This window comes from Sporosarcina sp. SAFN-015, from assembly GCF_059415085.1.
Genome location: NZ_JBPFDR010000007.1, coordinates 123,183 through 147,377, shown reverse-complemented (window position 1 = coordinate 147,377; position 24,195 = coordinate 123,183). Strand labels below are relative to the sequence as shown.

The 24,195-nt window shown below is 44.5% G+C and carries 22 protein-coding genes and 1 pseudogene; 6 read left to right on the top strand and 17 right to left on the bottom strand.

Annotated features, from left to right (window positions below; translation table 11 throughout):
- Positions 1-314: 314 nt before the first annotated feature.
- The 6 genes from ACR65H_RS13465 to ACR65H_RS13440 form a co-directional block, all read right to left on the bottom strand.
- Positions 315-1,217, bottom strand: coding sequence for an acetamidase/formamidase family protein (locus ACR65H_RS13465; RefSeq protein WP_440500908.1), 903 nt, complete (start codon positions 1,215-1,217; stop codon positions 315-317).
- Between the two features lie 65 nt (positions 1,218-1,282).
- Positions 1,283-2,149 carry an MBL fold metallo-hydrolase gene (locus ACR65H_RS13460; protein WP_440500906.1) on the bottom strand — a complete coding sequence of 289 codons (867 nt, stop codon included), beginning with the start codon at positions 2,147-2,149 and terminating at the stop codon, positions 1,283-1,285.
- The gene (gene nhaC, locus ACR65H_RS13455) at positions 2,146-3,564 is read right to left on the bottom strand and encodes a Na+/H+ antiporter NhaC (protein WP_440500905.1); all 1,419 of its coding nucleotides are present in this window, start codon (positions 3,562-3,564) and stop codon (positions 2,146-2,148) included. Before nhaC ends, ACR65H_RS13460 begins: the two co-directional genes overlap by 4 nt.
- A gap of 468 nt (positions 3,565-4,032) precedes the next feature.
- Positions 4,033-4,542 carry a QueT transporter family protein gene (locus ACR65H_RS13450; protein WP_440500903.1) on the bottom strand — a complete coding sequence of 170 codons (510 nt, stop codon included), beginning with the start codon at positions 4,540-4,542 and terminating at the stop codon, positions 4,033-4,035.
- Positions 4,543-4,695: 153 nt separating this feature from the next.
- Positions 4,696-5,451 (bottom strand): 3-oxoacyl-ACP reductase, encoded by a 756-nt coding sequence (locus ACR65H_RS13445; protein WP_440500901.1) that lies wholly within the window; start codon positions 5,449-5,451, stop codon positions 4,696-4,698.
- 52 nt (positions 5,452-5,503) lie between these two features.
- Positions 5,504-5,725, bottom strand: coding sequence for a DUF2829 domain-containing protein (locus tag ACR65H_RS13440; RefSeq protein ID WP_440500899.1), 222 nt, complete (start codon positions 5,723-5,725; stop codon positions 5,504-5,506).
- 193 nt (positions 5,726-5,918) lie between these two features.
- Between ACR65H_RS13440 and ACR65H_RS13435 the strand changes: the two genes are divergently transcribed.
- Positions 5,919-7,532 (top strand): catalase, encoded by a 1,614-nt coding sequence (locus ACR65H_RS13435; RefSeq protein ID WP_440500898.1) that lies wholly within the window; start codon positions 5,919-5,921, stop codon positions 7,530-7,532.
- A gap of 175 nt (positions 7,533-7,707) precedes the next feature.
- Here the strand turns inward: ACR65H_RS13435 and ACR65H_RS13430 are convergent, their stop codons facing one another.
- Together ACR65H_RS13430 and ACR65H_RS13425 are read right to left on the bottom strand one after the other, a co-directional pair.
- Complete coding sequence (locus ACR65H_RS13430) at positions 7,708-8,673, bottom strand: phosphotransferase enzyme family protein (RefSeq protein WP_440500897.1); 966 nt, start codon at positions 8,671-8,673, stop codon at positions 7,708-7,710.
- A gap of 34 nt (positions 8,674-8,707) precedes the next feature.
- Positions 8,708-9,079 (bottom strand): nuclear transport factor 2 family protein, encoded by a 372-nt coding sequence (locus ACR65H_RS13425; RefSeq protein ID WP_440500895.1) that lies wholly within the window; start codon positions 9,077-9,079, stop codon positions 8,708-8,710.
- A 192-nt stretch (positions 9,080-9,271) separates the two neighbouring features.
- Here ACR65H_RS13425 and ACR65H_RS13420 point away from each other — a divergent pair, with 192 nt between their 5' ends.
- Positions 9,272-10,918, top strand: coding sequence for an alkaline phosphatase (locus ACR65H_RS13420; protein ID WP_440500894.1), 1,647 nt, complete (start codon positions 9,272-9,274; stop codon positions 10,916-10,918).
- Between the two features lie 95 nt (positions 10,919-11,013).
- Here the strand turns inward: ACR65H_RS13420 and ACR65H_RS13415 are convergent, their stop codons facing one another.
- The 4 genes and pseudogenes from ACR65H_RS13415 to ACR65H_RS13400 form a co-directional block, all read right to left on the bottom strand.
- Positions 11,014-11,619 carry a response regulator gene (locus ACR65H_RS13415; RefSeq protein WP_440500892.1) on the bottom strand — a complete coding sequence of 202 codons (606 nt, stop codon included), beginning with the start codon at positions 11,617-11,619 and terminating at the stop codon, positions 11,014-11,016.
- Positions 11,616-12,740 carry a sensor histidine kinase gene (locus ACR65H_RS13410; protein WP_440500890.1) on the bottom strand — a complete coding sequence of 375 codons (1,125 nt, stop codon included), beginning with the start codon at positions 12,738-12,740 and terminating at the stop codon, positions 11,616-11,618. Before ACR65H_RS13410 ends, ACR65H_RS13415 begins: the two co-directional genes overlap by 4 nt.
- Before the next feature lie 15 nt (positions 12,741-12,755).
- Positions 12,756-13,393: pseudogene (locus ACR65H_RS13405) on the bottom strand (DUF418 domain-containing protein).
- Between the two features lie 188 nt (positions 13,394-13,581).
- On the bottom strand, positions 13,582-14,790 hold the full coding sequence (locus ACR65H_RS13400; protein ID WP_440500888.1) for an RtcB family protein: 1,209 nt from the start codon (positions 14,788-14,790) through the stop codon (positions 13,582-13,584).
- 372 nt (positions 14,791-15,162) lie between these two features.
- Between ACR65H_RS13400 and ACR65H_RS13395 the strand changes: the two genes are divergently transcribed.
- Positions 15,163-16,437, top strand: coding sequence for a DUF5068 domain-containing protein (locus ACR65H_RS13395; RefSeq protein ID WP_440500887.1), 1,275 nt, complete (start codon positions 15,163-15,165; stop codon positions 16,435-16,437).
- Between the two features lie 50 nt (positions 16,438-16,487).
- Here the strand turns inward: ACR65H_RS13395 and ACR65H_RS13390 are convergent, their stop codons facing one another.
- The 5 genes from ACR65H_RS13390 to ACR65H_RS13370 form a co-directional block, all read right to left on the bottom strand.
- Positions 16,488-17,282, bottom strand: coding sequence for a YqhG family protein (locus ACR65H_RS13390; protein ID WP_440500885.1), 795 nt, complete (start codon positions 17,280-17,282; stop codon positions 16,488-16,490).
- 17 nt (positions 17,283-17,299) lie between these two features.
- Positions 17,300-18,841, bottom strand: a complete 1,542-nt coding sequence (locus ACR65H_RS13385; protein WP_440500992.1) for a DEAD/DEAH box helicase — start codon at positions 18,839-18,841, stop codon at positions 17,300-17,302.
- A gap of 134 nt (positions 18,842-18,975) precedes the next feature.
- The gene (gene rlmD, locus ACR65H_RS13380; protein ID WP_440500883.1) at positions 18,976-20,370 is read right to left on the bottom strand and encodes a 23S rRNA (uracil(1939)-C(5))-methyltransferase RlmD; all 1,395 of its coding nucleotides are present in this window, start codon (positions 20,368-20,370) and stop codon (positions 18,976-18,978) included.
- Between the two features lie 183 nt (positions 20,371-20,553).
- Positions 20,554-21,522, bottom strand: a complete 969-nt coding sequence (locus ACR65H_RS13375) for an NAD(P)-dependent alcohol dehydrogenase (protein ID WP_440500882.1) — start codon at positions 21,520-21,522, stop codon at positions 20,554-20,556.
- Between the two features lie 122 nt (positions 21,523-21,644).
- Positions 21,645-22,286, bottom strand: coding sequence for a hypothetical protein (locus ACR65H_RS13370; protein WP_440500881.1), 642 nt, complete (start codon positions 22,284-22,286; stop codon positions 21,645-21,647).
- A gap of 156 nt (positions 22,287-22,442) precedes the next feature.
- On the opposite strand from ACR65H_RS13370, the gene ACR65H_RS13365 reads away from it, so the two are divergent.
- The 3 genes from ACR65H_RS13365 to ACR65H_RS13355 all read left to right on the top strand — a co-directional run bounded on the left by ACR65H_RS13365 (position 22,443) and on the right by ACR65H_RS13355 (position 24,184).
- Positions 22,443-23,174 (top strand): Bax inhibitor-1/YccA family protein, encoded by a 732-nt coding sequence (locus tag ACR65H_RS13365; protein ID WP_440500879.1) that lies wholly within the window; start codon positions 22,443-22,445, stop codon positions 23,172-23,174.
- 16 nt (positions 23,175-23,190) lie between these two features.
- Entirely contained in the window at positions 23,191-23,565 is a 375-nt protein-coding gene (locus ACR65H_RS13360; RefSeq protein WP_440500878.1) for a DUF2500 domain-containing protein, read from the top strand.
- Between the two features lie 256 nt (positions 23,566-23,821).
- Positions 23,822-24,184 carry a DUF485 domain-containing protein gene (locus ACR65H_RS13355; protein WP_440500876.1) on the top strand — a complete coding sequence of 121 codons (363 nt, stop codon included), beginning with the start codon at positions 23,822-23,824 and terminating at the stop codon, positions 24,182-24,184.
- Positions 24,185-24,195: the final 11 nt, after the last annotated feature.

Genomic DNA, 24,195 nt, shown 5'->3' with positions numbered 1-24,195 from the left:
GAATTGGAAGTGGGAGTGCATTCTTGAGCGCGAGACCTGTATTCTTGAGCGCATGAACCGCATTCTTGAGCGCAGAACCGTATTCTTGAGCGCGAAAACGTATTCTTGAGCGCAGAACCGTATTCTTGAGCGCGGAACTTTATTCTTGAGCGCGAAAACGTATTCTTGAGCGCAGAACTGCATTCTTGAGCGCGAGACCTGTATTCTTGAGCGCAGGAACCGTATTCTTGAGCGCAAAACGTATTCTTGAGCGCAAGACCAGCATTCTTGAGCGCAGAACCGTATTCTTGAGCACTGTGTCTTCTTACTTGATTTTATTCAAAAAATGTAACGCCCAACTGATCCAGAACCCATTTCGGAACGACGAATCTTGCTGTCATGAGCGGATCGACGATTTGGCAAACTTCCGACTGGCCGACTGCACTCATTAGCATTGTCACTTCGCTTACTGGAAGAGAAGCTTTCTCTGCAACGCGCTCTATCATTTCCACTGCTGCTGTTTTTGCCGCTTCGTCTAACGTCGGAGCAGACACGATTTGAGTGAACACTTTTTCATTTTCGAGCATTGGATGGCGCAAGGACTCGCCTTTGATAACTTCCAGTGTCACAGTCACTTCGCCCGCAACTTCAACGCCCGACACGCTGACTTCTCCATCACCCATTGCGGCATGCAGATCGCCTAACGCGAACAATGCTCCTTCCGCAAACACCGGGAAGTATAACGTGGCGCCTTCCGTCACCATTTTATTATCCATATTCCCGCCATGCGCGCCTGGTGTTCCGCAGTTCACGCCTTCCCCTTCCGGCGCAACGCCGATGACGCCGATCATTTTATTCAAAGGAATTTGGAGATCATTGAACTGGACATAGCCTTCTCGGATCGGCAATATTTTCGATTCCATTTTTGATAATACATGCCCCATCACACCTAATTCGGGACCGACAACCATGACACCTTGGTCCCCGATGTCAATTCGTTCGATTTTCACTTTCAGCACGTCTCCCGGCATTGCGCCTTCTACGAACAGCGGGCCTGTTGCTGGATTGATTTTATCCCAATCAATCGCAGTTACTTCCGTATGCTCGGATTGAATTTGATTTTGAAAACAATCGTACGTTTGAATCGTCACCGTCGAACCTGCCGGAATCGTCCGTATCGGTTCATGCACTTTATTGAAATCATAAATGATGCCTTCCTCATACCCAACTTTCATCATCGTATCCCCTTCCACTGCAAAATAGTTTCCATGAGTATACTAAACTTTATAGATTTATACCAATGTCATAGAACAAACTCCATACCTTCCTCCGCAATACGAAAACCCTTCAATTCAAGTTCCTTCCGCACCGTTTCACCCTTACGAATTACAGGATTCGAGTGATTAAGATGAATGAAATAAATCTCTGTTTGTTCCACTAAATCTTGTAATCGATCCATCGTTTCCGTCATGAGCGGATGAGGAATTTCCCGGTAATCCCGGCCAATGTTTTTAAGGTCTTCGGTGGAATGAAATGTGCCGTCAAGTAAGCAGATATCTGCTTCTTTGCACGCTTCATAAATGTCTTTATCCCATTGTTCCCATCGATCGATATCCGGAATGTACAACACTTTCTTCTCTGGCCCCGTAATCCAAAACGCAAATGTATCAGAGAACTCATTTCTGTGCGGAACATCAACAGGTGTAACGGTGACGTCCGGTGAAACACCAATCGATTGACCATCTTGCATTTCTTGTAAGTCGATATTGTCCAGTTTTGTTAATTGACTCCAAGGCGCTTGTTCTTCCAACATTTTTTTCATCTTCACCCCTGCGAGTACCGGGATCTTTTTTGCACCGATCGCTTCTCGCCCTAGGAATAATAACCCGGGATAATGGCCTAGATGAGCATGTGTCAAGAAGATGCTCGTCATGAGTTGCCCTTGCAGATTGTGCTTCATTTGGACCCTTGCCATCTGCTCCTTCATATCTGGCGTTGCATCTATCAAATGCCATGACTTTTGTTCAGGCAGCACAATGGCTAATGAAGCTGCAGTGCGCCTGAACTCGGGATTTCTGATGGCTTCCGCGCAGTTTTCACAAAAGCAATTCGGGTGCGGCAGGCCGGCATCTTGTGCCGTTCCTAACACATGTAAAATGACCTTGCTCATAACGATATGGCTCCTTCAGTTTTTATTTCTTCTTTCTCTCGATAGCTCTTTTTCGTAATCGTCCAGCCGGTGAAACCAAAAATGATATTGATAAGCGGGACTAGAAACGCAAAGAATGCATATGGGATAAATTGTCCTGGACTGACCCCTAGAGTACTTGCTGCAAAAATCGCAGGAACACCCCATGGTACGAGGTTAATGCCTACCGTACCAGCAGCTTCAACACATCTAGACAAGTTTTTCGTATCGATTCCCATCTCTTTATACGTATGGACAAATGTTCTTGCCGGTAAAATAATCGCTAAAAACTGTGCTCCACTTGCGAATGCCACGACAAAAGTCGAAAGAATGGTCGTGCTGATTAACGTTCCCGTTGAACGGACACCTGCTATCATTTTTCTTGTGACTACTTCAAACGCCCCTGTTTCTTCTAAAATACCGCCTAAAGCAGTGGCGATGACTAACAGCCCGACTGTCCCCAACATTGATAAAAGACCGCCTTTATTCAACAAAGAGTCCACAGTAGCGATCCCCGAATCCACTGAAAATCCACTCGTCATCACTTGTGCAATCTCAGAAACGGAAGAGCCTTGAACGATTACGGCAAGTACCGCTCCTAATAACCCTACAATCATCAACGCCGGAATAGCCGGTACTCGCATCATCATCAAAACGATTGTAAATACAGGCATCAGCAGCAGTAGGGGATGTATGGTAAAGACATCACCAAGTCCCGTTTTGATTAGATCGATGCCATTCGTATCCACAGTATGAATCGCTGCACCTGAAAGACCGACAAACCAATACAAAATAAGTGCAATCACAAATGCAGGAATCGTGTCCCAAAGCATGTGCTTGATATGGCTAAACAAATCTGTTTCAGCCATTGCAGGAGCGATGTTTGTCGTATCGGACAGCGGTGATAGTTTATCACCGAAGTAAGCCCCTGAAATGACTGCTCCCGCTACAAGCCCTGGAGGAAATCCCAGCCCCTCTCCAATCGCCATGAAAGCAATCCCGATTGTCGCAATGGACGTAAATGAGCTTCCTAATGTAATTGAAACAATTCCAGTAATGAGCGCCACGAGCGGAATAAACAAGGAAGGTTCAATGATCGATAAACCATAGTAAATCATCGTTGGGATCACGCCACTAGCAATCCAAGTTCCAACAATGATCCCGATGATCAGTAAGATAAATACTGCGGGCAATGCCCGGGATACCCCATTCACCATCATTTTTTCGATTTTCTCCCAACGCCAACCACAAATTCTTGCAACTACTGCAGCAGCAAACACTCCAATGAGCAACGGGATATGCATCCCAGCTTTCCAAATGAAAATCGAGGAAGCTGCCGCGACTAGTAATGCAAATATTGGGATAATTGATGCTGCAAAAGTCAGTTCTTTTTTCATTGATGACATCTCCTTCTCCGTTGACGATACAATTTATAGACAGCTAAAAAAATAAAAAAACCCCATCCATCCCTTGGAAAGGGACGAAGGAGTTCTCCGCGTTATCACCCTACTTGATGGACCGATACAAAATCAGCCATCCACTTCATGTAAAATTGAGAAAAACCGATAGCGTACTTCACCCTGATTGCCGCCTGAACTTTCACCACCCATTCAGTCTCTTGTTGCTGCACACAATCGAACTACTGCACCATCTCTCATTATCTATGTAATTGAAATACTTCTACGTAAAAGTAATTGCTATGAATCTTATCATGCTCATCAGGGATGTCAAGTCTTTTCTTTAGCTAGCAACCGAATACTTTTTATTCTGAATTATATCATAACTAATCCGGTGCCTGTGCAGCATGCATTTGCCAGTGATTCAATAATAAAACCCACCCCTTGTGCGAAGGAATGGGTTGAAGTTTATTTTGTGAAGTCTAGTTTTTTGTGCAATTGATACATGATCATTCCGCCTACTGTCATGGAGAGCAATTCTCCGACACCGACAGTGAAATATGTGAGCCAAAACGGGAATCCAAGCATGATTGATAATTGGCCCGCAACGGTGAACATGGATAGTGCAAAAATGATAGCCGTCACGCCCATTTTCAGGGCATCGTTCTTAATGTTCCTCGTCGCTCTTCTGCAGAGCAGTAATACTAGCAACGTCGCAATCCCGCCGATCGGCACATCTAATATCCATGTAGGCGACATGAAATTGGCGAGGACGACACCTGCTGTAACTGCCACGACGTACCTTTTGTTGTATAGTGCGAGGTAGTTGAACATTTCCGATAGACGGAGTTGTATCGCGCCAAAACTGATGACTGAAAACAGCACGGTCACCGCGACGTATAAGCCGGCAATGAGTGCGGTCTTCGCTAATTCACTCACGGCTGTCCGTGGTGAATCCTTGAAAGTAGAGATATTCATTTGTCATTCTCCTTTGTAAAATAGCGCGGGGCTATTTTAGTCATAACTACGGCCAAAGGAGGAATAGGCCGAACGCCCAAACCGAAGTGCCGCAGTGCAAACAGAATTTGCTTGCCCGCCTATTATAGCAGAAGAGAATCCCCTTGAATATACCTATCGCATAATCCAGCCGCCATCCATCGGAATGACAGTGCCATGGATATAGTCTGCAGCGTCGCTTGCCAAATAGAGTGTCAGCCCGGCAACTTCCTCCGGCTGCGCCCATCTGCCTGCAGGAGTTTCTTGAGCGACCCACTTCGCCATCTCGCCGTCCCCTTCAAAATCAGCCTTGTTCATCGGCGTTTCAATTGCTCCCGGAGCAATTGCATTCACCCGGATCCCTTCCTTGCAATAATCATAATCCGTCTGCTTCGTATAGCCGATGATCGCGTGTTTGGATGCAGTATAAGCCGCGCCTCCCCCTCCCGCGACGAGTCCCGCAATCGAAGCCATATTCACAATGGCGCCTGATTTATTATCCAACATATGAGGAAGCACAGCATTCGTCACGAAATAAGTGCCTTTCACATTCGTATCCATAATCCGGTTCCATAGAACTTCGTCCGTTTCCAACGTTTTCGCATAGCCATCCAGGACGCCTGCCGTGTTTAATAAAATATCAATCCGTCCATATATCGAAATCGCTCGTTCAACAGCCGCCGCGACTTCGGTTTGATCGCTCACACTGCCGATTTCATAAGAAAAACGGGAAGAATATCGCTCTTGCAAATCAACCAACCCTGATTCTTCCACATCAAGCGCAAATACATTCGCACCATTATCCATAAAAGCGATGGCCTGCGCACGGCCGATGCCCGACGCCGCTCCTGTTACAAATACCGTCTTCCCGGCGAATTCTTCAAATTTCATAACCCTTTCCTCCCGCAAAAAAAGCCCATGATTTCTCATGAGCCCTCAGAATTTATTCCACAATGATCCAATCATCAGCCAATAGATCGCATACCGTCGGTGTAAACATCGTATACCCTTCGCCTTCAACGTCGATCAAAAAGTAAGGGTTCAGCTTCTTCCCTTCATGCTCTTCTTCACCGACTAATTTCACGTACAATTCAGCTCCGCCCCACCCGCTGCGGATCACTTTTTCGCCAGCTTTCAAGCGCGGCAATACTTCTTCAAACGTCATTGATAATCATCCTTTAAACGTAGTATTCATTATCATGAAAGTATACTGGATTGGCTGCGCTTTTACAATGACGCCCCTTGCTTTATTAACATAAACACTGGCTATCGGGTTAAAACCTTCAGAGGGAAGGGTAGGATAAAAACATAACCCTATATCCCATGGAAAAGGGGAATTCATCTTCCAGGAGGTTAAAATGAAGGACAATAAGCATGAGACTGCGCATAACACTTCTGACATGGAAAACGACACGACATTGACAAATCGGCAAGGGCATCCCGTCACGAACAACCAAAATTTGAGGACAGTCGGCAATAGAGGGCCAGCCGCTTTAGAGAACTATGACTTTATCGAGAAGATTAGCCATTTTGACAGGGAACGCGTTCCTGAACGGGTTGTACACGCGCGAGGTGCTGGTGCTCACGGATATTTTGAAGCATACGGGACAGCGGGCGATGAACCTGTTTTCAAATATACGCGTGCTAAGCTTTTTCAGGAAAAAGGAAAGCAGACGCCTGTATTCGTCCGCTTTTCTACCGTTATTCACGGCGGGCATTCCCCTGAGACGCTTCGGGATCCGCGTGGGTTTGCGGTGAAGTTTTACACGGAAGATGGAAACTGGGATTTGGTCGGCAATAACTTGAAAATCTTTTTTATTCGCGATGCGATCAAGTTTCCCGACATGATCCACGCGTTTAAACCGGACCCGATTACGAATATCCAAGATAGCGAGCGGTTCTTTGATTTCTGTGCAAGCTCGCCTGAATCATTCCATATGGTAACATTCATCTATTCCCCTTGGGGCATACCTGCAAACTATCGCCAAATGCAAGGCTCCGGGGTAAATACGTATAAATGGGTGAATAGCGAAGGCGAAGCTGTTTTGGTGAAATACCATTGGGAACCGTTACAAGGGATTAAAAACTTGACGCAAAAAGAGGCCGAAGAAATCCAAGCGAAGAACTTCAATCATGCGACGCAAGATTTGTATGACGCAATCGAACGCGGCGACTATCCGGAATGGGAGCTGTACGTCCAAATTATGAGTGACGACGAGCATCCTGAGCTCGACTTCGATCCGCTAGACGATACGAAGCTGTGGCCCAATGACCAATTCCCTTGGCGTAAAGTCGGAAAAATGGTGTTGAATAAAAACCCAGAAGACTACTTCACCGAAGTCGAGCAATCCGCTTTCGGGACAGGTGTACTTGTCGACGGACTCGATTTCTCGGATGATAAAATGCTGCAAGGGCGCACGTTCTCGTATTCAGATACTCAGCGCCACCGGGTCGGGGCAAACTACCTCCAATTGCCGATCAATGCGCCGAAGAAGCGGGTTGCGACAAATCAGATGGGCGGTCAGATGCAGTATAAAGTCGACCGTGTACCCGGTCAAAACCCACATATCAACTATGAGCCGTCCATCTTAGGAGGACTGAAAGAAGCTGAACAGCATGGGACAGAACATACGCCATATGTAGAAGGCAATCTCGTCCGCGAATCAATCGATCGCAATGACAATACGAAGCAGGCGGGAGAAACATACCGCGCATTTGAGGACTGGGAAAAAGATGAACTGATTACCAATCTCGTGAATGACCTGTCTAAATGCGACCCACGGATCCAAGAAAAAATGGTCGCCCTTGCCGAAGAAGCCGACGACGAATACGGCCGACGCCTGCGGGAAGGCTTGGAGAACGCCAAATCCGAACATTCCAACTTAGGAGAAGGAGCCCCTCTCGGCAATAAAGACGGAGAAAAAGCACCAAAAATGGCCGAAGAAAAAGGACACGAAACAGACGGCTACTAACTTTTTGCGGTATCTCCTTCTTCGGTGCCTGTGCATGGTGCAATTATGACAATTCAACATTACGTATGAAATTACGCAAGGAAGCCCACCAAACATTGATTTGGCTGGCTTCCTCGTTTTTTATATGCAATTGTAGTGCATTGTCTGAGTTGTTTGCTGCACAGGCACCAGTTTTTCACCCAAAAAGATGTCTTACTTTTTCCAGTTCTTCTTTATATGGAATTATGTTTAATTTAATGTTTTCCTCCAACTCTTGCAGTTTATCAAGTTGCCAATCCATCATCTCATCCTCATTCCATTCAGAGATAAATAGCGCGTACAAATAAACTTCACGCATTTGCAAACAAATGAGAAGTTGGTCATACATTTCGGAAGTCAGCCGTCTACTTGTAGCGTAACCATTCAAAAAGGAAGTTAGGAAATCATCCGGAAAGCTTTTTGATTCAGGATGGAATGCTGTCCCCGTCCATAATGCATGATAAATCGAGACTGCCAAATCATGCACATAAAAATGATAGGCACAGTCATCAAAATCGAAGAAAATCAACCCGTTTTTATTCAAATGGAAATTGCCTTGGTGGAGATCATTATGGATAAGCCCGAATGTGTTCGGGTGTCTCTCCCAATTCACCATTTGATGCACCAACTGCTCTTGTCGATGTTTTACCCAATCATTCATTGGCCTCGCATTCTTTTTGACACTGTCCAAATAGACAGGTCGATCGAGCTCGTCTACTTCTACATTATGCATTTCTGCGACTTGGCTTCCCCATTTATGGAAAAACTCTTGATTCCATTCATTCAAATTCGAAACATCGACCGGCCGTCCTCCAGTATGGTGGAAAAAGGTAAGCCAATAAGCGTTGTCATCCATATCCAGTGGAATGATTCGATCATGCCCTATAAGCGTTATCGGCTTCGCAACCGGCACGCCAGCTTTATCCAATGCAATTATCCAATCAAGTTCCGCCTCCAACTCATTCCTTGCCCTGCTACGTGAACAGAGCCGCGCTACCATCTTCTTATTAATAACAAAAACTAGGTTATGGAATCCATCCGACGCGGGAACTATATCAATCAAGCCCCCGCCAAGTAACTCTCCAAGTTTCTGTTTTACGTTTTCTCTCTCTGTTTTCAGCATACTCTCATTCCCATATCATTAAATTGTTTAGGTATTAAAACATCCCATTCTCGTTCGGCGAGTCTTCGGGGACCGGTTGACCGACATCCCACATTTCTACGATTAGTCCATCCGAAAAGCGGAAGATATGAACAGCCGCGGCTCCCAGGTCATCAGGGTTCTGTTTAATGTGAGAAAAAACCATCACCATCTCCCCCTCTTCAATCGTCTGTTTCACCTCGAGCGTTTTATTCGGGCTCATGTCATCATTCTCTTTCATCGCCTGCTTCAGCGATTCTACATCCCCAGGGAAATATGGATTATGGTGGCCGAGTTCAGGGCTTGTGTACTTTTCATACGCTTCGTCAATTTTCCCCGCGACGATCAATTGAAGATAATCCACCGCTTTGTCTTTATATAATTCCATGTAATTAACATCCTTTCGTATGTTGTACAGAAGTAAATTCTCCATAAAATCCGGAAGTCCTTTATTTCAAATAACCCAACATTCACTCCCTAATGAAATTAACAAATCTTTTACCATAGATTCATATCAAATTAATAATTCATCCCTATGATTAGTGTTGAGTTTACTACTTTCATTGAGGGGGATTTCGACATGAAGCATCGTTTTGGAAGGAAAGCAGCGGGCATCTCCATGGCTGCTGTTGTAGCCTTTTCCGCATTAGGTTTTGGCTACAACAATATTACTGTGGCGAAAGACAAAAAGAACGAACCTACGAATGTCATTATGATGGTGATGGATGGAACGAGTGCAGGGGCTACTTCACTAGCAAGATGGTATAAAGGCGAGGACCTTGCAATGGATGAAATCATGATCGGAGGCGTGCGAACGCATTCCGCAGAATCAGCAATCACCGATTCCGCACCAGCTGCAACCGCATTGGCGACGGGCCATAAGAGCAATGATAAAATTGTCGGGCTTCTTCCCGAACTTGTAAATACACCTGGGGTTGAGGCGGTTGATCCAGAGGATGCCTTCAAACCAGTTGCAAACGTCTTAGAAGGAGCAAAACTGTTAGGAAAGTCGACAGGACTCATCTCCACTTCCGAAATTCAGCATGCAACACCTGCGGGCTTCTCATCCCATGCAGCACACCGCAGCAACTATCAGGATATCGCTGAGCAACAAGTGTACCAAGGTATCGATGTTGTGCTTGGGGGAGGAAAAGAATCTTTATTGCCAGGCGAAGCGAGAAATTCCCGTGTCGATGGTGAAGATTTGACACAAGTGCTCGATGCGCAAGGATATGACTTTGTCGAAACACGTGATGAGCTGCTCCAAGCAAATTCGGATAAAATTTGGGGTTCTTTTGCTCCTTCAGCACTCGCCTACGACATTGACCGAAATGCAAATGACGAACCATCTCTTGCCGAAATGACGAAAAAAGCAATCGGTACTCTTTCCGAAGATGAAGATGGCTTCTTCCTATTCATTGAAGGAAGTAAAGTCGATTGGGCTGCGCACGCAAATGATCCGATCGGGATTATTAGTGATGTATTAGCTTTCGATGATGCGGTACAAGAAGCGCTGGATTTTGCGAAAGAAGATGGAAATACAATGGTCATCGCGGTGAGCGACCATGGCAACAGCGGAATTACAATGGGGAATGTCAACACAAACTCCAACTACCCTGAAATTCCAGTTTCCACGTATATCGACCCTTTAAAGAAAGCGACGATGACAGTTGAAGGTGCATTAAAGCAATTAAACGACGATCGCTCCAATATGAAAGAAGTAGCGGAATTATACGGCTTGGATAACTTGTCAGAGGAAGAAATCGAAGCGTTACAAGCTTCAAAATCATTACAAGCGGATATGTCTAAAATGCTTTCAGAACGCGCAAACATCGGATTCTCGACAGGCGGCCATACTGGGGAGGATGTCTTCCTTTACGCCTACGGTCCATCGAAACCGTATGGATTAGTAGATAACACTGATATCGCAAAATCTATGGCTTCATTCCTAGGGTTTGATTTGAATGAAGTAACGGACAAGCTGTTCGTCAATGCAAGAGAGTCATTCGAGAAAAAGGGCTATCTGACACGCATTGATGTGACAGATGAGCATAACCCTGTATTCATTGCAGAAAAGCAAAATAGTAAGATCGAACTTCCTGTGAATAAAAACGTGGCATTCGTTACGAAGAAAAACCAATCATACACAAAGACACTTGATGGTGTAACTGTTTATAACGGGAAAGATTTCTACGTATCGGAATCCGCATTGAACCTATCAAAATAATAACGCCTGTGCAAGATGCATTTACAAAGAATCATCGGGGTGTATTTATATTCAAGTATAGGAAAGTGAAGCACTGATGTGTTTCACTTTCCTTTTTAAATCCATCCTTTTTCGATCGCAATCTGTACAGCTTCAGTCCGTGATTCTGCCTCAACCTTTTGAATGGCTGAGGAGACATAATTCCGTACCGTCCCTTTCGTCAGAAAAAGTGTTTTGCTAATTTCTTCTGTCGTGAGCCCTTCATTTGTTAGTCGGAGCACTTCCGCCTCTCTTTCGCTGAGCGGATTTTTCTCCTGCATAAAAAGAATTGCAGAAAGATCAGTACTAATCACCCGCTCCCCCTTCATCACCCGCCGAATGGATTGGATGAGGAAGTCAATCGGTTCATCCTTCAATAAATAGCCTTCCACTTGGGCATCTATCGCTTTTTGCAAATAGCCTGGACGGGCAAATGTCGTAACGATAATGATCTTGCAAGGCAATTGAGCAGCACGTATTTTTTCAGCAACTTCCAACCCACTTACATTCGGCATTTCAATATCCAAAATACAAACATCCGGAATTGTTTGCTCGATTGTATCGTATGCGGTTTTTCCGTCGGACACGGCTGCAATGACCTCGATATCTTGCTCAAATTGAAGTAACGATGTGAAAGCACCGCGCACCATCTGCTGATCTTCCGCAATAAGTATACGAATCATTTTATCCCCCCCCTTTCATGGTGGCGTAAAGGCAGTCGGAGCGTGACGACAGTCCCTCCTGTCTCTCCATCTTCCATAGCAGCCGTGCCTAGCAATGCTTGCATCCGCTCTTTCATCGACTGCATGCCGTTTCCGATAGCAACATGTCCCAAACCGATGCCATTGTCAGCGATCCGAATCGTAAATGCATCGGTTTCCATAGTCAGCCTGATTTGACAGCGCGTCGCCTTGCTATGTTTAATAACGTTTGTCGCCGCTTCGCGCAATGAAAGGCTGAGCATCGTTTCTTCCACACTGGAAAGCAACGGTGGCTCTTCCACTACTTCGACTGTCGCTTCCATTCCGGCTTGTATAAGTATCGTTCTAACCTGTTCAATTTCCTTGTCCAACGGAATGAATTTCATATCAGATACAAGCTCCCGCACTTGCTTCAATGCAATTCTTGACGAGGATAGAATATCTAATAATTCCTTCTTGGCCTGTTCCTTATCATGATCAATCCATTTGGCGCTTAGTTCGCTTTTAAGCTTGATCATCGTCAAAGTTTGCCCTAACGTATCATGAAGATCTCTCGCGATGCGATGCCTTTCCTGTTCCTCGATATACTGCTGCTCAAGCTGATGATTGGCGACGAGCAATTCATCTTTCAAATGAAGGTTTTTACTCCGAATGTATATCAACAGTGGATAAACCATTTGCAGAATCATAACGGGAAGAAGAAATGTATGAGCCCAGCTGAATCCGACCTTCGATTGCATGAAAAAAACAGTAAGGAACATGCCTCCGATTGCCGCTATCCCAATTCCTCGGTGCCAGTGACTCTCCGCCCTTCCTAATAAATCCGCAAAAATAAACCCGAATAGGAGTACTGGCGGATTAATGTATACCCCAAAAACTGTGAGGATTGCAATGCCACCTAGCACAGCTAGCAGTAGGCGGACGTCTCGATGCCATAAGGCAATATAGTACGAGAACAGAAAGATGGCTAATAAAACGAGGCGGACGGGCAGCACGAGAACGCTTTCCGCTTCTAGCACAATAAAAATGAGAAAAACAACCGATATGGCGTCAATTATCAAGTAGTGCTTCATTTGCTCTTTCGGATAAATCCTTAATCCCATCCTGCTTCCCCCGTTTCACTTTGCTGAAAGCATCCCGATCACCCGTCTCCGAACCATTTCCATCGGACCTAATGCAAAATGGCGCAACCAAATCGAAGCAATTAGAAGTTGAATCAATGAGATGCTTAACCAAATCGATATGATTTGGAAGGAACTTAATTTGCCTCCTAACCCGAATCCCCATCCATAGAAAAGGATAGAGGCAATCAAATTTTGCATGACATAGCAGCTTAACGACATCTTCCCGGCCTTTTCAAAAGGTTTCCAAAAGAAATTCCATTTCTTCCATTCTATCATTTTTGCAATAATTGCTACATAGCCAAGTGAGACGAACGGGGCGAACAAATAACGTGTTGGCAAGTCAAAGGCACCCCCGGCCATGCCTGCCCTTTTCGAATAGCTTGCCTGTATTTTAATTCGACGCCGACTCCGAACATGATCGTCAGCAAGCCTAGTAATTTACCATTCACAAAAAATAAAACGACCATGCGAATGAAATCATTTGTTTCCCACCAGCCTGAATAATCGCCCGTCGTAATATAACCCAAATCCCCCAAATGGGCGAAAATCCATATATTCGTACCTAACGTTCCCAACACGGCTACCCCTCTTAAAATATCCAACAATCGAATACGTTCCTGATGCGCTTCCATACCCTTCCCCTTCCTTCAGCTTGAATTGTCTCAATTGTAGCTGACAGGATGCCTTGCGAATATTCACAGGAGTAAGGAGATCGTTATGACACGTGTCATAAAAAAACGTCCAATGCCGGATTAGCATTAGACGTTTTGTCAATGGAAGAGGAATCGGTGCCTGTGCGACACACATTTGAACAGGCACCTTAATCTTTATACGGATCGTGTTCGTTGGCGCCGGCCATGCAGACGCCTACTGGTTTCAACACGTGGAGGACGTCGATTGTGTCTTCGTGTGCGGCTAAGACGTCACGCAATTTACGATAGACAAATGGACTTTCATCCGTTCCCCCGCCACGTAATTCCACGCCATACTTTTGAATCGCTTGATCCATCCTCTCCCGAGAAATCTTCCCGCCTGTCCGCGTACGAGTTTTCCAATTCATCCGACCTGCCGCTTCCGTTCGGCTCATAATTCTGCCCGCTCCGTGAACCGTACTATAGAAAGCATCAGCGTTCGCCTCATTCTCTTTGCCGCGGACGATGACGGAAATGTCGCCCATGCTCCCGCCAATAAACCCCAATTGACCTGGAGCAGAAGGGGTTGCTCCCTTTCTGACGACGATATACTCCTTGCCGAAGTGAGTTTCTTTCCACGCATAATTATGATGATTATGTACCTCGAACACGGAAGTCGCCCCTAAGATGGAGAGCACTTCATCGATCACATAGTTTCTGCCCGCATAAGCATATTTCCCGCTTAACGTCATCGCACGATAATATAGATCTCCCAATTCACTATCCAAATCAATCAAGGTAGGCGCTTGTTCCATGCTTTCACCCGGTGCGCGATCGGAAAACTCCCGTCCAATTGCCAAGTTCAAAAACCCGCTCGCCGTTTTATGGCCGAATCCCCTGCTGCCGAAATGATTTGCCACCCATACATCTCCCGTCTCCTTCTCCAGTAAAAGATCGACGAAATGGTTCCCGGCCCCAACAGTTCCCAATTGGTCCCTCGCCAATTTCTTCAAACGATCGTGCTCCTGCTTGCCGATTTCCTGATACACGGACCAATCCGGATCGTCAAACAATTCATGGTCAATCCGCTCGTTATTCCTCCGACCGACGCCAAATGAAATGGATGAAGCAATTTCATCCATAAGACGCGGGATATCTTTTTCGATATCCGTCCACTTCAAATTTGTCCGGACCGCCTTATTCCCGCAGGCGATATCATACCCGACGCCCGACGGTGAAATTTGACCGTCATACACGATCACGCCTCCGACCGGCTGGCTATATCCATAATGCCCGTCGGCACATAGTACACCGCCAGCTACTTGACCCGTTCGCAAGCAATTTTTAAACTGTCGCAACGTATTATCATCATGCACACCAAAAATCTTTTTCCTCATAAAAGTACGCTCCTTTTTACGGTGCCTGTGTAAGACACATTTATGACAATTCAATCCAGTGAGTAATAATCCAACAAAAAATATAGAAATGCCGACACTATGAGATTTGATATTCCGTTTATGCAATTGTAGCTCATTTTCTGAATAGTGTCGTGCACAGGCACCAAAATGACGGGTCGGCAGGATAAAATTAGGACTTTACTTTCTCCTTGGACTGAAATTAACGTCCTCATATGTGCATCCCATTAGGACTTTCCACATATTCCCTATCAAAAAATTACACTTAAGAATCATTTTCAGAACGGTTCTTTTTCCCATAGAAAAAACTGTTAAAATTATCTAAGTAAAGTCAATGTTAAAGGGGCGCAAAAAATGAACAAGAAACAAATTCTATTCAGCAGCATAGCCGCGGCAATGCTTATGCTTAGCGCATGTGGACAAGAGAAAGAGAAAGAAGAGGAAGTGTCCGCTGCCGAACAAACTGAAAATGAAAAAGCAGACAAAACGAACGAAAATGAAGATACCGAAGCAACTGAAGTAGAAGAAGAGGAAACAGAAGAAGCGGATGCTTCCGATAATACGCAAAACGAATCAGCTGAAAACATCAATCCTACGATAGAAGAAGAAACGGGCGGCGACGTTGAAATCGTCTACACAAATTCAAACCCAGGCCTGACACACGAATACTCGGACAAAGTGAAAATTTCCATTGAAGAATATCAAATCGTCCACGTGTCGAATATGAACGAATCAGCCAAGTATAATTTCGATGACGAAGACGAAGGATATGTCATTACATACAAGCTCGGTTTTGAAAACAACTTGGACGAAGACGTGTACTTCAATGCAAGCACAATGATGCTATCCGATGATGGCACTGAAAACTTGTATATGAAAATCGGTCTCGTTGATCGGGAAGATTGGCTGAAAGGCGATAAAGACAAAGCTGGACGTCAATACGCCCCAGGAAAATATACCGGGATGCAATCATACACGATGACAAAGGCACAATATGAACGTTTAAGTGCTCCGACATACACAATCGACATTCCTATGCTCGAAGATGATTTCAATAAAAGAATCGGTAAGGATGCCGTCTTCAAAATTCCATTCAATGCAGAAGGCGCAGAAAAAGCATCGAATAGTTCCGCTTTGTATGCAGATAGAATGGTGACGGACACGATTGCAGACAAGGAAATATTCTTCGCGAAGGAAGACATAAACGAAACACAAAAAATCGATGGTGTAACCATTACACTTGAAGGCGTTCAGTACACTGACGTCACACCGACGAAAGCGCACGCTTCCCGTTTCACTAATTTCGGCGATGGCCCGCTCGTTGCATTGACGGCAAAGCTCCAAATTAAAAACGACAGTAAGGAAGCTATCGCAAAATCATTGATCGACAAACGATTGATCCTCGACCAAAACCGAGGAACTATGTTGTCACAAGGCATGCTGGAACCTTTCCTTCATGGCGATCTAAACCCTGGCGAGTCGGAGGAAATCTTAGCGGTATTCTTGTTCCGACAAGACGAGTTCGGTCTGTTGAAAGAATTGAAGCTCCAATTCGGCCCATTAGCAGACAGCAATGCAAAAAAATTATTCAAAGAAAAATCGGTGACGTTTGACTTGCCGATGAAATAATAAACAAAACAAAGACCGCCTACTGTTAATAATAGGTGGTCTTTGCTATTTCAAATCGACTTTAAATAAAACAATCCCCCATTAATAACATCGATTTTTATTTTCGTCTCGTACTGTTCCTCGATTGCTTTCTTCTCACTCTCGTAGCATTCAGGGCGATCTTCATCCTCGATTCCCCTATAGAAATATTCCAGCACAAGAAGATCTTTTCGAAGTCTTTCCTTTGCCTCTTCAGCCCATGTATGATCATCTTGCTGGATAAGGTTTTCAATTATAGCTTCGAGTCGCGCCACACCGTTCAGCGGTTTAATGATATACGGTAGATGATATGTGTTTGGCGCAATCGTACTTACCAAATCCAATCCACCTATTGATTCTTGAAAACCGTTGATAATCATGCCATTCATTAAATTGATGCCTAGCGAATACAAGGTTTCCTGCGTCCGATCACTTGAATACGTTATTTTATAATTAACCCCTACCCAAGGCGTCAATATCGTTTGTGCGCCAGACGCATTGACTGCCCTCTCATACATTTGCACAAATGAGCCGAGCTCCTTCGTCACCTGGAACAATTGATTGAGACGATTCGACCCGTAATGCACCACTTCCCCGGCAATGCTTTCCATCAGCCTATTTTTATCGGTAATCAACGTCAGTTGTGCAGGATTCGGTTCTCCCCCCGTGCTCTCCACATACTTCCAATAAAACGGACGATTCATTATTTTTTTATCCATCTCGACCGTTAATTGCACGTTGATGAAATGTTCATTTTCACGCAAAATATCGCAATTGTTTTCAATGAAAAATTGCCGTACATATTGATGGATCTGTTGTGGATACATAAGCATCCTCCTTACATCTAGATCGTCAACTTAAATTCCGATAGGATATCATCCAGCTCACCGACGACTTTTTCAAAGACGCCAATTTTCACATTGAGCAGCTCCAATATATGATCCTCAATTGTATGTTTAATGGCCAAATTGTATATATTAACATCATGCTCTTGCCCTAACCGATGCACACGGCCGATCCGCTGTTCCAATTTCATCGGATTCCAAGGCAAATCATAATTGATGACATGATGGCAAAATTGCAAGTTGATCCCCTCACTGCCAGATTCCGTGGCAATCAACACTTGCGCTTTTTCCTTGAATAAATACTTCATCCACTCACGTTTATTTTTGCTGAACTTCCCATTGAACGGGACACTGAGAATTCCTTTTTCATATAAATAGGCTTGCAAAAAGGCTTGGCTCGCCCGATATTCCGTAAAAATGATGACTTTCTCGTCATTTGCTTGCGAGATGATTTCATACGCCTTTTCCGCTTTTGTATTCACTTGCAGCGCGGCTAATTTCCGAAGCAACTCATCAATATACGAAAGTTCCTCCGGATTTGTACACTTCTGCCGCATTTCATTCAATGTGAAGAACGCAGCTTCTTTGGAACTGCAAATTTCCTTTTGTAAAGTAATCATGGAAAAGGCACTTGAAAAGACGGAAGACACATTTTTCAATTCTAAAATCATGTCATACACTTCTCTTTCCGCCTCACTGAACTCAAGCGGAATAATTTGCACACGGCGGTTCGTCCATTCGATTCCTGTGTCATGCCTTGAATTTCTCACCATTACTTGGTTAATCAATTCCTTTAAAAACTCATCTTCCTCCACATTATGCTTGCTTGCGGAAAAGACGGACTGGAACGTCTCGAAATTTCCGAGGTGGCCAGGTTTTAATAAAGAAATCAAATTGAACAACTCAAATACATCGTTTTGAATCGGCGTCGCTGTCAGCAACAAACAAAACTTTTTCTTCAAGTTTTGCACGAACTCATAGTTCTTCGTCTTTGGATTTTTTAATTTATGCGCCTCATCGATAATAATTAAATCAAAGTCCTGATTATAAATATTCTCCTTATGAGGACTTCTTTTCGCCATATCGATGCTCGCGATGACGATATTGCAGTAGTCAAGATCATAAGCCTTTTTATATTGAATCGCCGGAATATGGAATTTTTGATTCAACTCGTCAATCCATTGATTCATAAGTGAGGCGGGGACGAGAATGAGCGCTTTTTTCACGAGGCCCCGAATTAAATACTCTTTCAATATTAAACCGGCTTGGATCGTTTTCCCGAGACCTACCTCATCGGCAAGAATCGCTTTTCCGTTCATCCGCTCAATGACCGTTTCTGCCGCCTCCAACTGATGGGGGTAAGGCTTCAGTTCAGGTAAGTATTTTGGGCATTGAAGACCTTGGAAGTCCGTTATCAATTTCGCTTTTTCTACGTCATAGCACATTTTATACAGCGTCCAATTATCCCATGCTTGGCGGTTTTCCAACCGTTCGGCAAAGCCCTCTTTCCAATCGGACGACCATTCAATCTGCATAAACATCCCCTCATCCGATATTTTCTTGTTAGATTGTCCAAAAACGAAATTCCTATGTATGTTGCCATGTGTCGTAGACGGATTATCATTTTTTTCCAAAAAAAGCCCTCCTCCATAAGGAAGAGAGCTCACTATTTCAATTATTCATCCAATGTTAACAGCGCAACACATTCCACATGCACAGTATGAGGGAAAAGGTCAACCGGCTGCACTTTTTGAAGTGTATAGCCGAATGGCAGCAATTCCGCTGTATCTGTCGCGAACGTATCCGGATTGCAAGACACATAGACGATCCGTTTCGGTTTTGCGCGTCCAATACGGCGCATCACTTTGCCGCCAGCACCGCAGCGTGGAGGGTCGATCAATAATAGATCCGCCAATCCCCAGCTTTCATGCACTTCGTCAATGCCACGCCGTGCATCCCGAGCGAGGAACGTCGTGTTATGCAAATTATTATCCGTCGCATTCCGCTTAGCAGATTCAATTGACGTCTCGACAATTTCAATTCCTGCTAATTCTTTCACCCGTGCTGCAAACGGAAGTGAGAACGTACCGACGCCGCAAAAAAGGTCGATCATTTTTTCGTCTTCCTTCGGCTCGCCCATTTCAAGCGCAAGTTCGACTAGTTTCTGCGCTTGAACAGGATTCGTTTGGAAAAACGTATCGAACCAAAGTCGGTAGCGGTATCCGCCCAGTTCATCATAGATAAAGTCGCGTCCCGCCAGAACGAATGTTTCTTCGGATTGTGTTCGATCTGCCCAATCCGTGTTCACAAGCCAAAGAAGGCTTTTCACATTCGGGAATTTATTTGTGATGCGCGTAATCAAATCTTCAGCAGCCGGCGCCAATTCACCAGCAGGCGCTTCTGTCGCGAACAACGCCAGCATGATTTCTCCGGTTTCAAACGATTCCCGTACCATCAAGTGGCGGAGAAGCCCTTCATGTTTATCTTTATTGTAGCCTTTCAAGCCGAATTCTTTCACCCATTCGCTCACTTCCATCGTAGCATCGACTATTTTTCGGCCAGCAATGAGACATGTTTCGAGCGGTATAATTTTTCGGAAGTTTCCTTGCTCGTGCAAACCAAGATCTCCCTCAGGTGAAAACGTAAATTCCATTTTGTTACGGTAATGCCACGGATTGTCCATGCCTATCGTATCGCGTACTAGCTCTGGATCCAGCCCCTCGCGTTGCAACGCTTCCTTCACATGATTCGTCTTATGCTTCAGCTGGCCTTCATAATTCCAGTGCTGCCAAACACAGCCCCCACAAAGCTCAAAATGCGGACAAGGCGCATCTTGCCGCTCTGGACTCGGAGTAAGAATTTTTTCAGGCGATACCTTTCTTCTTCTCTTATCCGGTTCGTCCACAACAACTTGAATCTTCTCTCCAGGCAGTGTGAGCGGAATCGTCAGTTTTAGCTTTCTCGGATTTGAACCTGTTTCACTCTCACGCCAAATGACAGCTTGTCCATTTCCCTTCTTATCCAAATGGTCTATTTCAGCAACTAGCGTTTCTTCTTTTATCGTAGTCAATGAATGATCCCCTTTCACTTTTGTTCATCTATTTTACGGCTTAGCTCCATGCTGGCCGACTCCTTCAAAAAGAGACATACTTATCTAGTATAAAGGAATTTGTGCGGAATGAAAATGGGACGAATTCGAGGAGGAATAAACCATGAAAATATCCCTCTTCCAAAATTGGAAGGGGGACTCGTTTTAGATTGTTATAATAACTTTCCCTTGGGAATGACCCTTCTCAAAATATCGAAATGCTTCATGAATCTCACTTAAAAAATAGGTTCTATCAATAACGGGCTTTACTTGACCCTCTTCAATAAGCTCTTTCATCACCATTAAATCTTGTTGATTGGCCCTCTGCAAAAAGGTAATAAATTTCTTTTTTCCAATCTTCGATAACCAAGATCCTAGCATCATTGTTTGATACATTTGATTTTCTGCGCCGCCGACATGAATGAATTTCCCATTCTCTTTGAGCTTTCGTTTATAAGTGGAAATTGATTGTGATCCATTCACTCCGATTATTACATCATAGGTATGTTCATAGTTTCCAAAGTCTTCTTTTTGATAATCGATCACATGGTCAGCTCCGAGAGACTTTACGATGTCTACGTTTCTCGTACTTACCACAGCCGTCACTTCAGCACCAAATGCTTTCGCTATTTGAACAGCAAATGTTCCTACACCACCTGAAGCTCCATGAATCAACACTTCCTGTCCAGCCCTCACCATTCCTTTATCCCTTATAGCTTGTAGAGCTGTAATGCCTGCCATTGGAACTGCTGCAGCTTCTGTAAATGATAAATTACGAGGCTTTATCGCCAAACTTTTTTCATCAACGGCTACATACTCGGCGAAAGCACTCCAACCGCTGCTAGATAGGTCTCCATACACCTCATCTCCGACTTGAAATCGTGTAACTTTTTCACCTATCGCCTCCACGGTTCCAGCCATGTCCCCGCCAGGTATAGGATATTTAGGTTTCATCAGGCCAAATACAAACCGGGCTGGCAGAGGTTTTCCTGTTAATAACACAAGATTACCAAAATTAATTGATGATGCATGAATTTTCACTAGTACTTGATCTGGCTGAGGTGTGGGTATAGCTATCTCACTTAGTTTCAACGTATCCGGTGTTCCGTATTTTTCAGAGAGTATCGCTTTCATCTCCATCTCCTTTCTTTTTCAATTTATGTTCCAAGAGGGCTCATCATATCCGGGTGCAAGTGACTATCAACTATATTTATAAAAAAGAGACCTGGATAATTCCAGGCCTCATTACTTCTCACTTACTCCAACTCGTCATCCCCGTAGTAGTCAAACAAATCGCCAACATCTGCATAAATCTGATACCCATTCTTCCATTGCTCCTTCAACCACTGGATCGCACGCAGCATCTCAGGGCTATGTGCAGCGGCCTTTTCTTCCAACTCCGCTGCTTCGTCCAGTTTAGCGTAGCACAGTGCAGGATCTAGGAATGATTCAAACCATTCCTTGTCGTCCTCTTCGAGAGGATCCGTATAAAACATATCGTCATCCACCGGCATCATCTTTGGCCAATCAAGCCCGAGTCCGACGTCTTCCATTAGTTGTCTCATATCGAGTGCGAGCGAATATAGCCATTTATTGCTCGCGATATCTTCTTCCAAAATTCGAAGCTTGTATTCCTTCGTGTTTTCCTGTTTAAAAAGCTTTTGGAAGATGCCTGCTTTCGGTGTGACATCAACGATTGTGTAATTTCGGAGCGCAGTCAATTTAACATTGCTTGCTAGGTGCTTCTCTCTGTTATCAGGATGATTTTGGGCGTCCAGCATAAGCAGCGATTCAAGTTCCTCCTGTTCGCCGTACGTCAGCTTGGACGTCATTTCCTTTTTTCTCAGTTTCGGCAAGCCGATTGCCACTTTCCTGAAGTCTTCCGTTTTCATGCTCATTGTCCATCCCCCATTTCTTTATTTCAGGTTACCATAATGTGAAGCCGTCCATTATGCTTGGCAAATGAAAACTGCCGTAAACTTGAAACTATTCGAGCCCTTTTCCGTATAGTAAACTAGCATACAGATGATTTCAAGAAAGGAATGTGATCAATTATGAGGTCCGCCAACCCGAGTTTAGGGGCAAATACCTTTAAAGGACTTCGGTCAGAAAATGGCATGCCAATGACGATTCAAGGGACAGTGAACAAGACGTTTATCCTGTTTTTATTGTTATGTGCAACCGCCATATTCACATGGCATCAGTACTTTTCAGGGGAAGATATTCAAGCATGGCTATGGATTGGGCTCATCGGCGGATTCATCGTAGCCCTTATTACAATCTTCGTGAAAAGGGCAGCTCCCTACACGGCGCCTCTCTATGCATTGTTAGAAGGGCTCGCAATCGGAGGGATTTCTGCTATGTTCGAGTCCCAATTTGAAGGGATCACAACGCAAGCAATCCTTTTAACACTCGGAACGTTATTTTCATTGCTGTTCGTGTATCGATCAGGTCTCATAAAAGTAACAGAGAACTTTAAGCTCGGAGTCGTTGCTGCGACGGGTGCAATATTCTTTGTATACCTCGCGGATTTCATCCTTCGTTTCTTCGGAATGGAAGTCCCTTTTATCCATGAAACAGGTCTCGTCGGCATCCTTATTTCTATCGCCATTGTAGTCGTTGCCGCGTTGAATCTTGTACTGGACTTTGATTTCATCGAAAAAGGGGCGGAGCAGCGAGCGCCAAAATATATGGAATGGTATGGCGCATTTGGATTGATGGTTACATTAGTTTGGTTGTATTTCGAGATTCTGAGGCTTCTATCCAAAATTAGAAGCAATCGATAAGGTAGGTGTTCGTGAAATGGGCTTTTCCCCGTTCGATGATTTTATGTTTAGTGCTATGCCGATCATGGGGGTTATCATATTCGCCATCGTCATTGGCGGATTCATTTTTGTAATTGTAAAAGGTGTCGGTCAATGGTCCTCCAATAATAACTCGCCGCGCCTGACCGTTCCTGCGCAAGTGAAAACGAAGCGCACGCATACTTGGGGCGGCAGCGGCGATTCGTCGGCTAGCACGAATTACTACGTCACCTTCCAAGTGGAAAGCGGCGACCGGATGGAGTTAGGTCTGTCCGGAAAGGAATACGGCATGTTAGCTGAAGGCGACATCGGTATTCTAACATTTCAAGGCACACGGTATTTAGGGTTTGAACGAAATGGCTCAATAGATTAATACAAATCCATCCATCTGAGTAACCCACTCAAGGATGGATTTTTTCATTTTAAAAACGGGTTCACTACTACCTTCTACCCATTATTTAATTTTTCTAACAGTTTCATTGGTATACTATTGATTATTTTCTGTTAGTTTGATACCTTTACCAATATGGCATGCTGGAAATCTTTCTAACTGTGAAGAGTCGATTAGGGGGTCGACTCTATTAAATTGCGGCATGACATACATTATGTGGCAAGGGGGATGAAAGGGAATGACAGTGAAGATGAAGAAAGCGGATATTCCTGTCAAGCGGCAGACGCAGCTAAGGACAGACGGTCTGCTAGATTATGAACGACTTATCGAAACGGAAGAGTTCAAGCATTTGGTAAGAAAGAAAAAAAGCTTTATGATGCCCTATGTAATTGCTTTTTTTGCTATTTATTTATTGCTCCCCATTTTGACGGGTTATACGTCGATTCTTGAAACAAGGGCGATTGGCTGGATGACGTGGACGTGGGTCTATGCGTTTGGCATGTTCATCATGGTTTGGGTGTTCACACAGATCTATGTAAAGAAGTCGAGAGAATTTGATAACGACGTTGAGCGACTGCTCGAAAAACACGTTCGGAAATAGGGGGAATGACG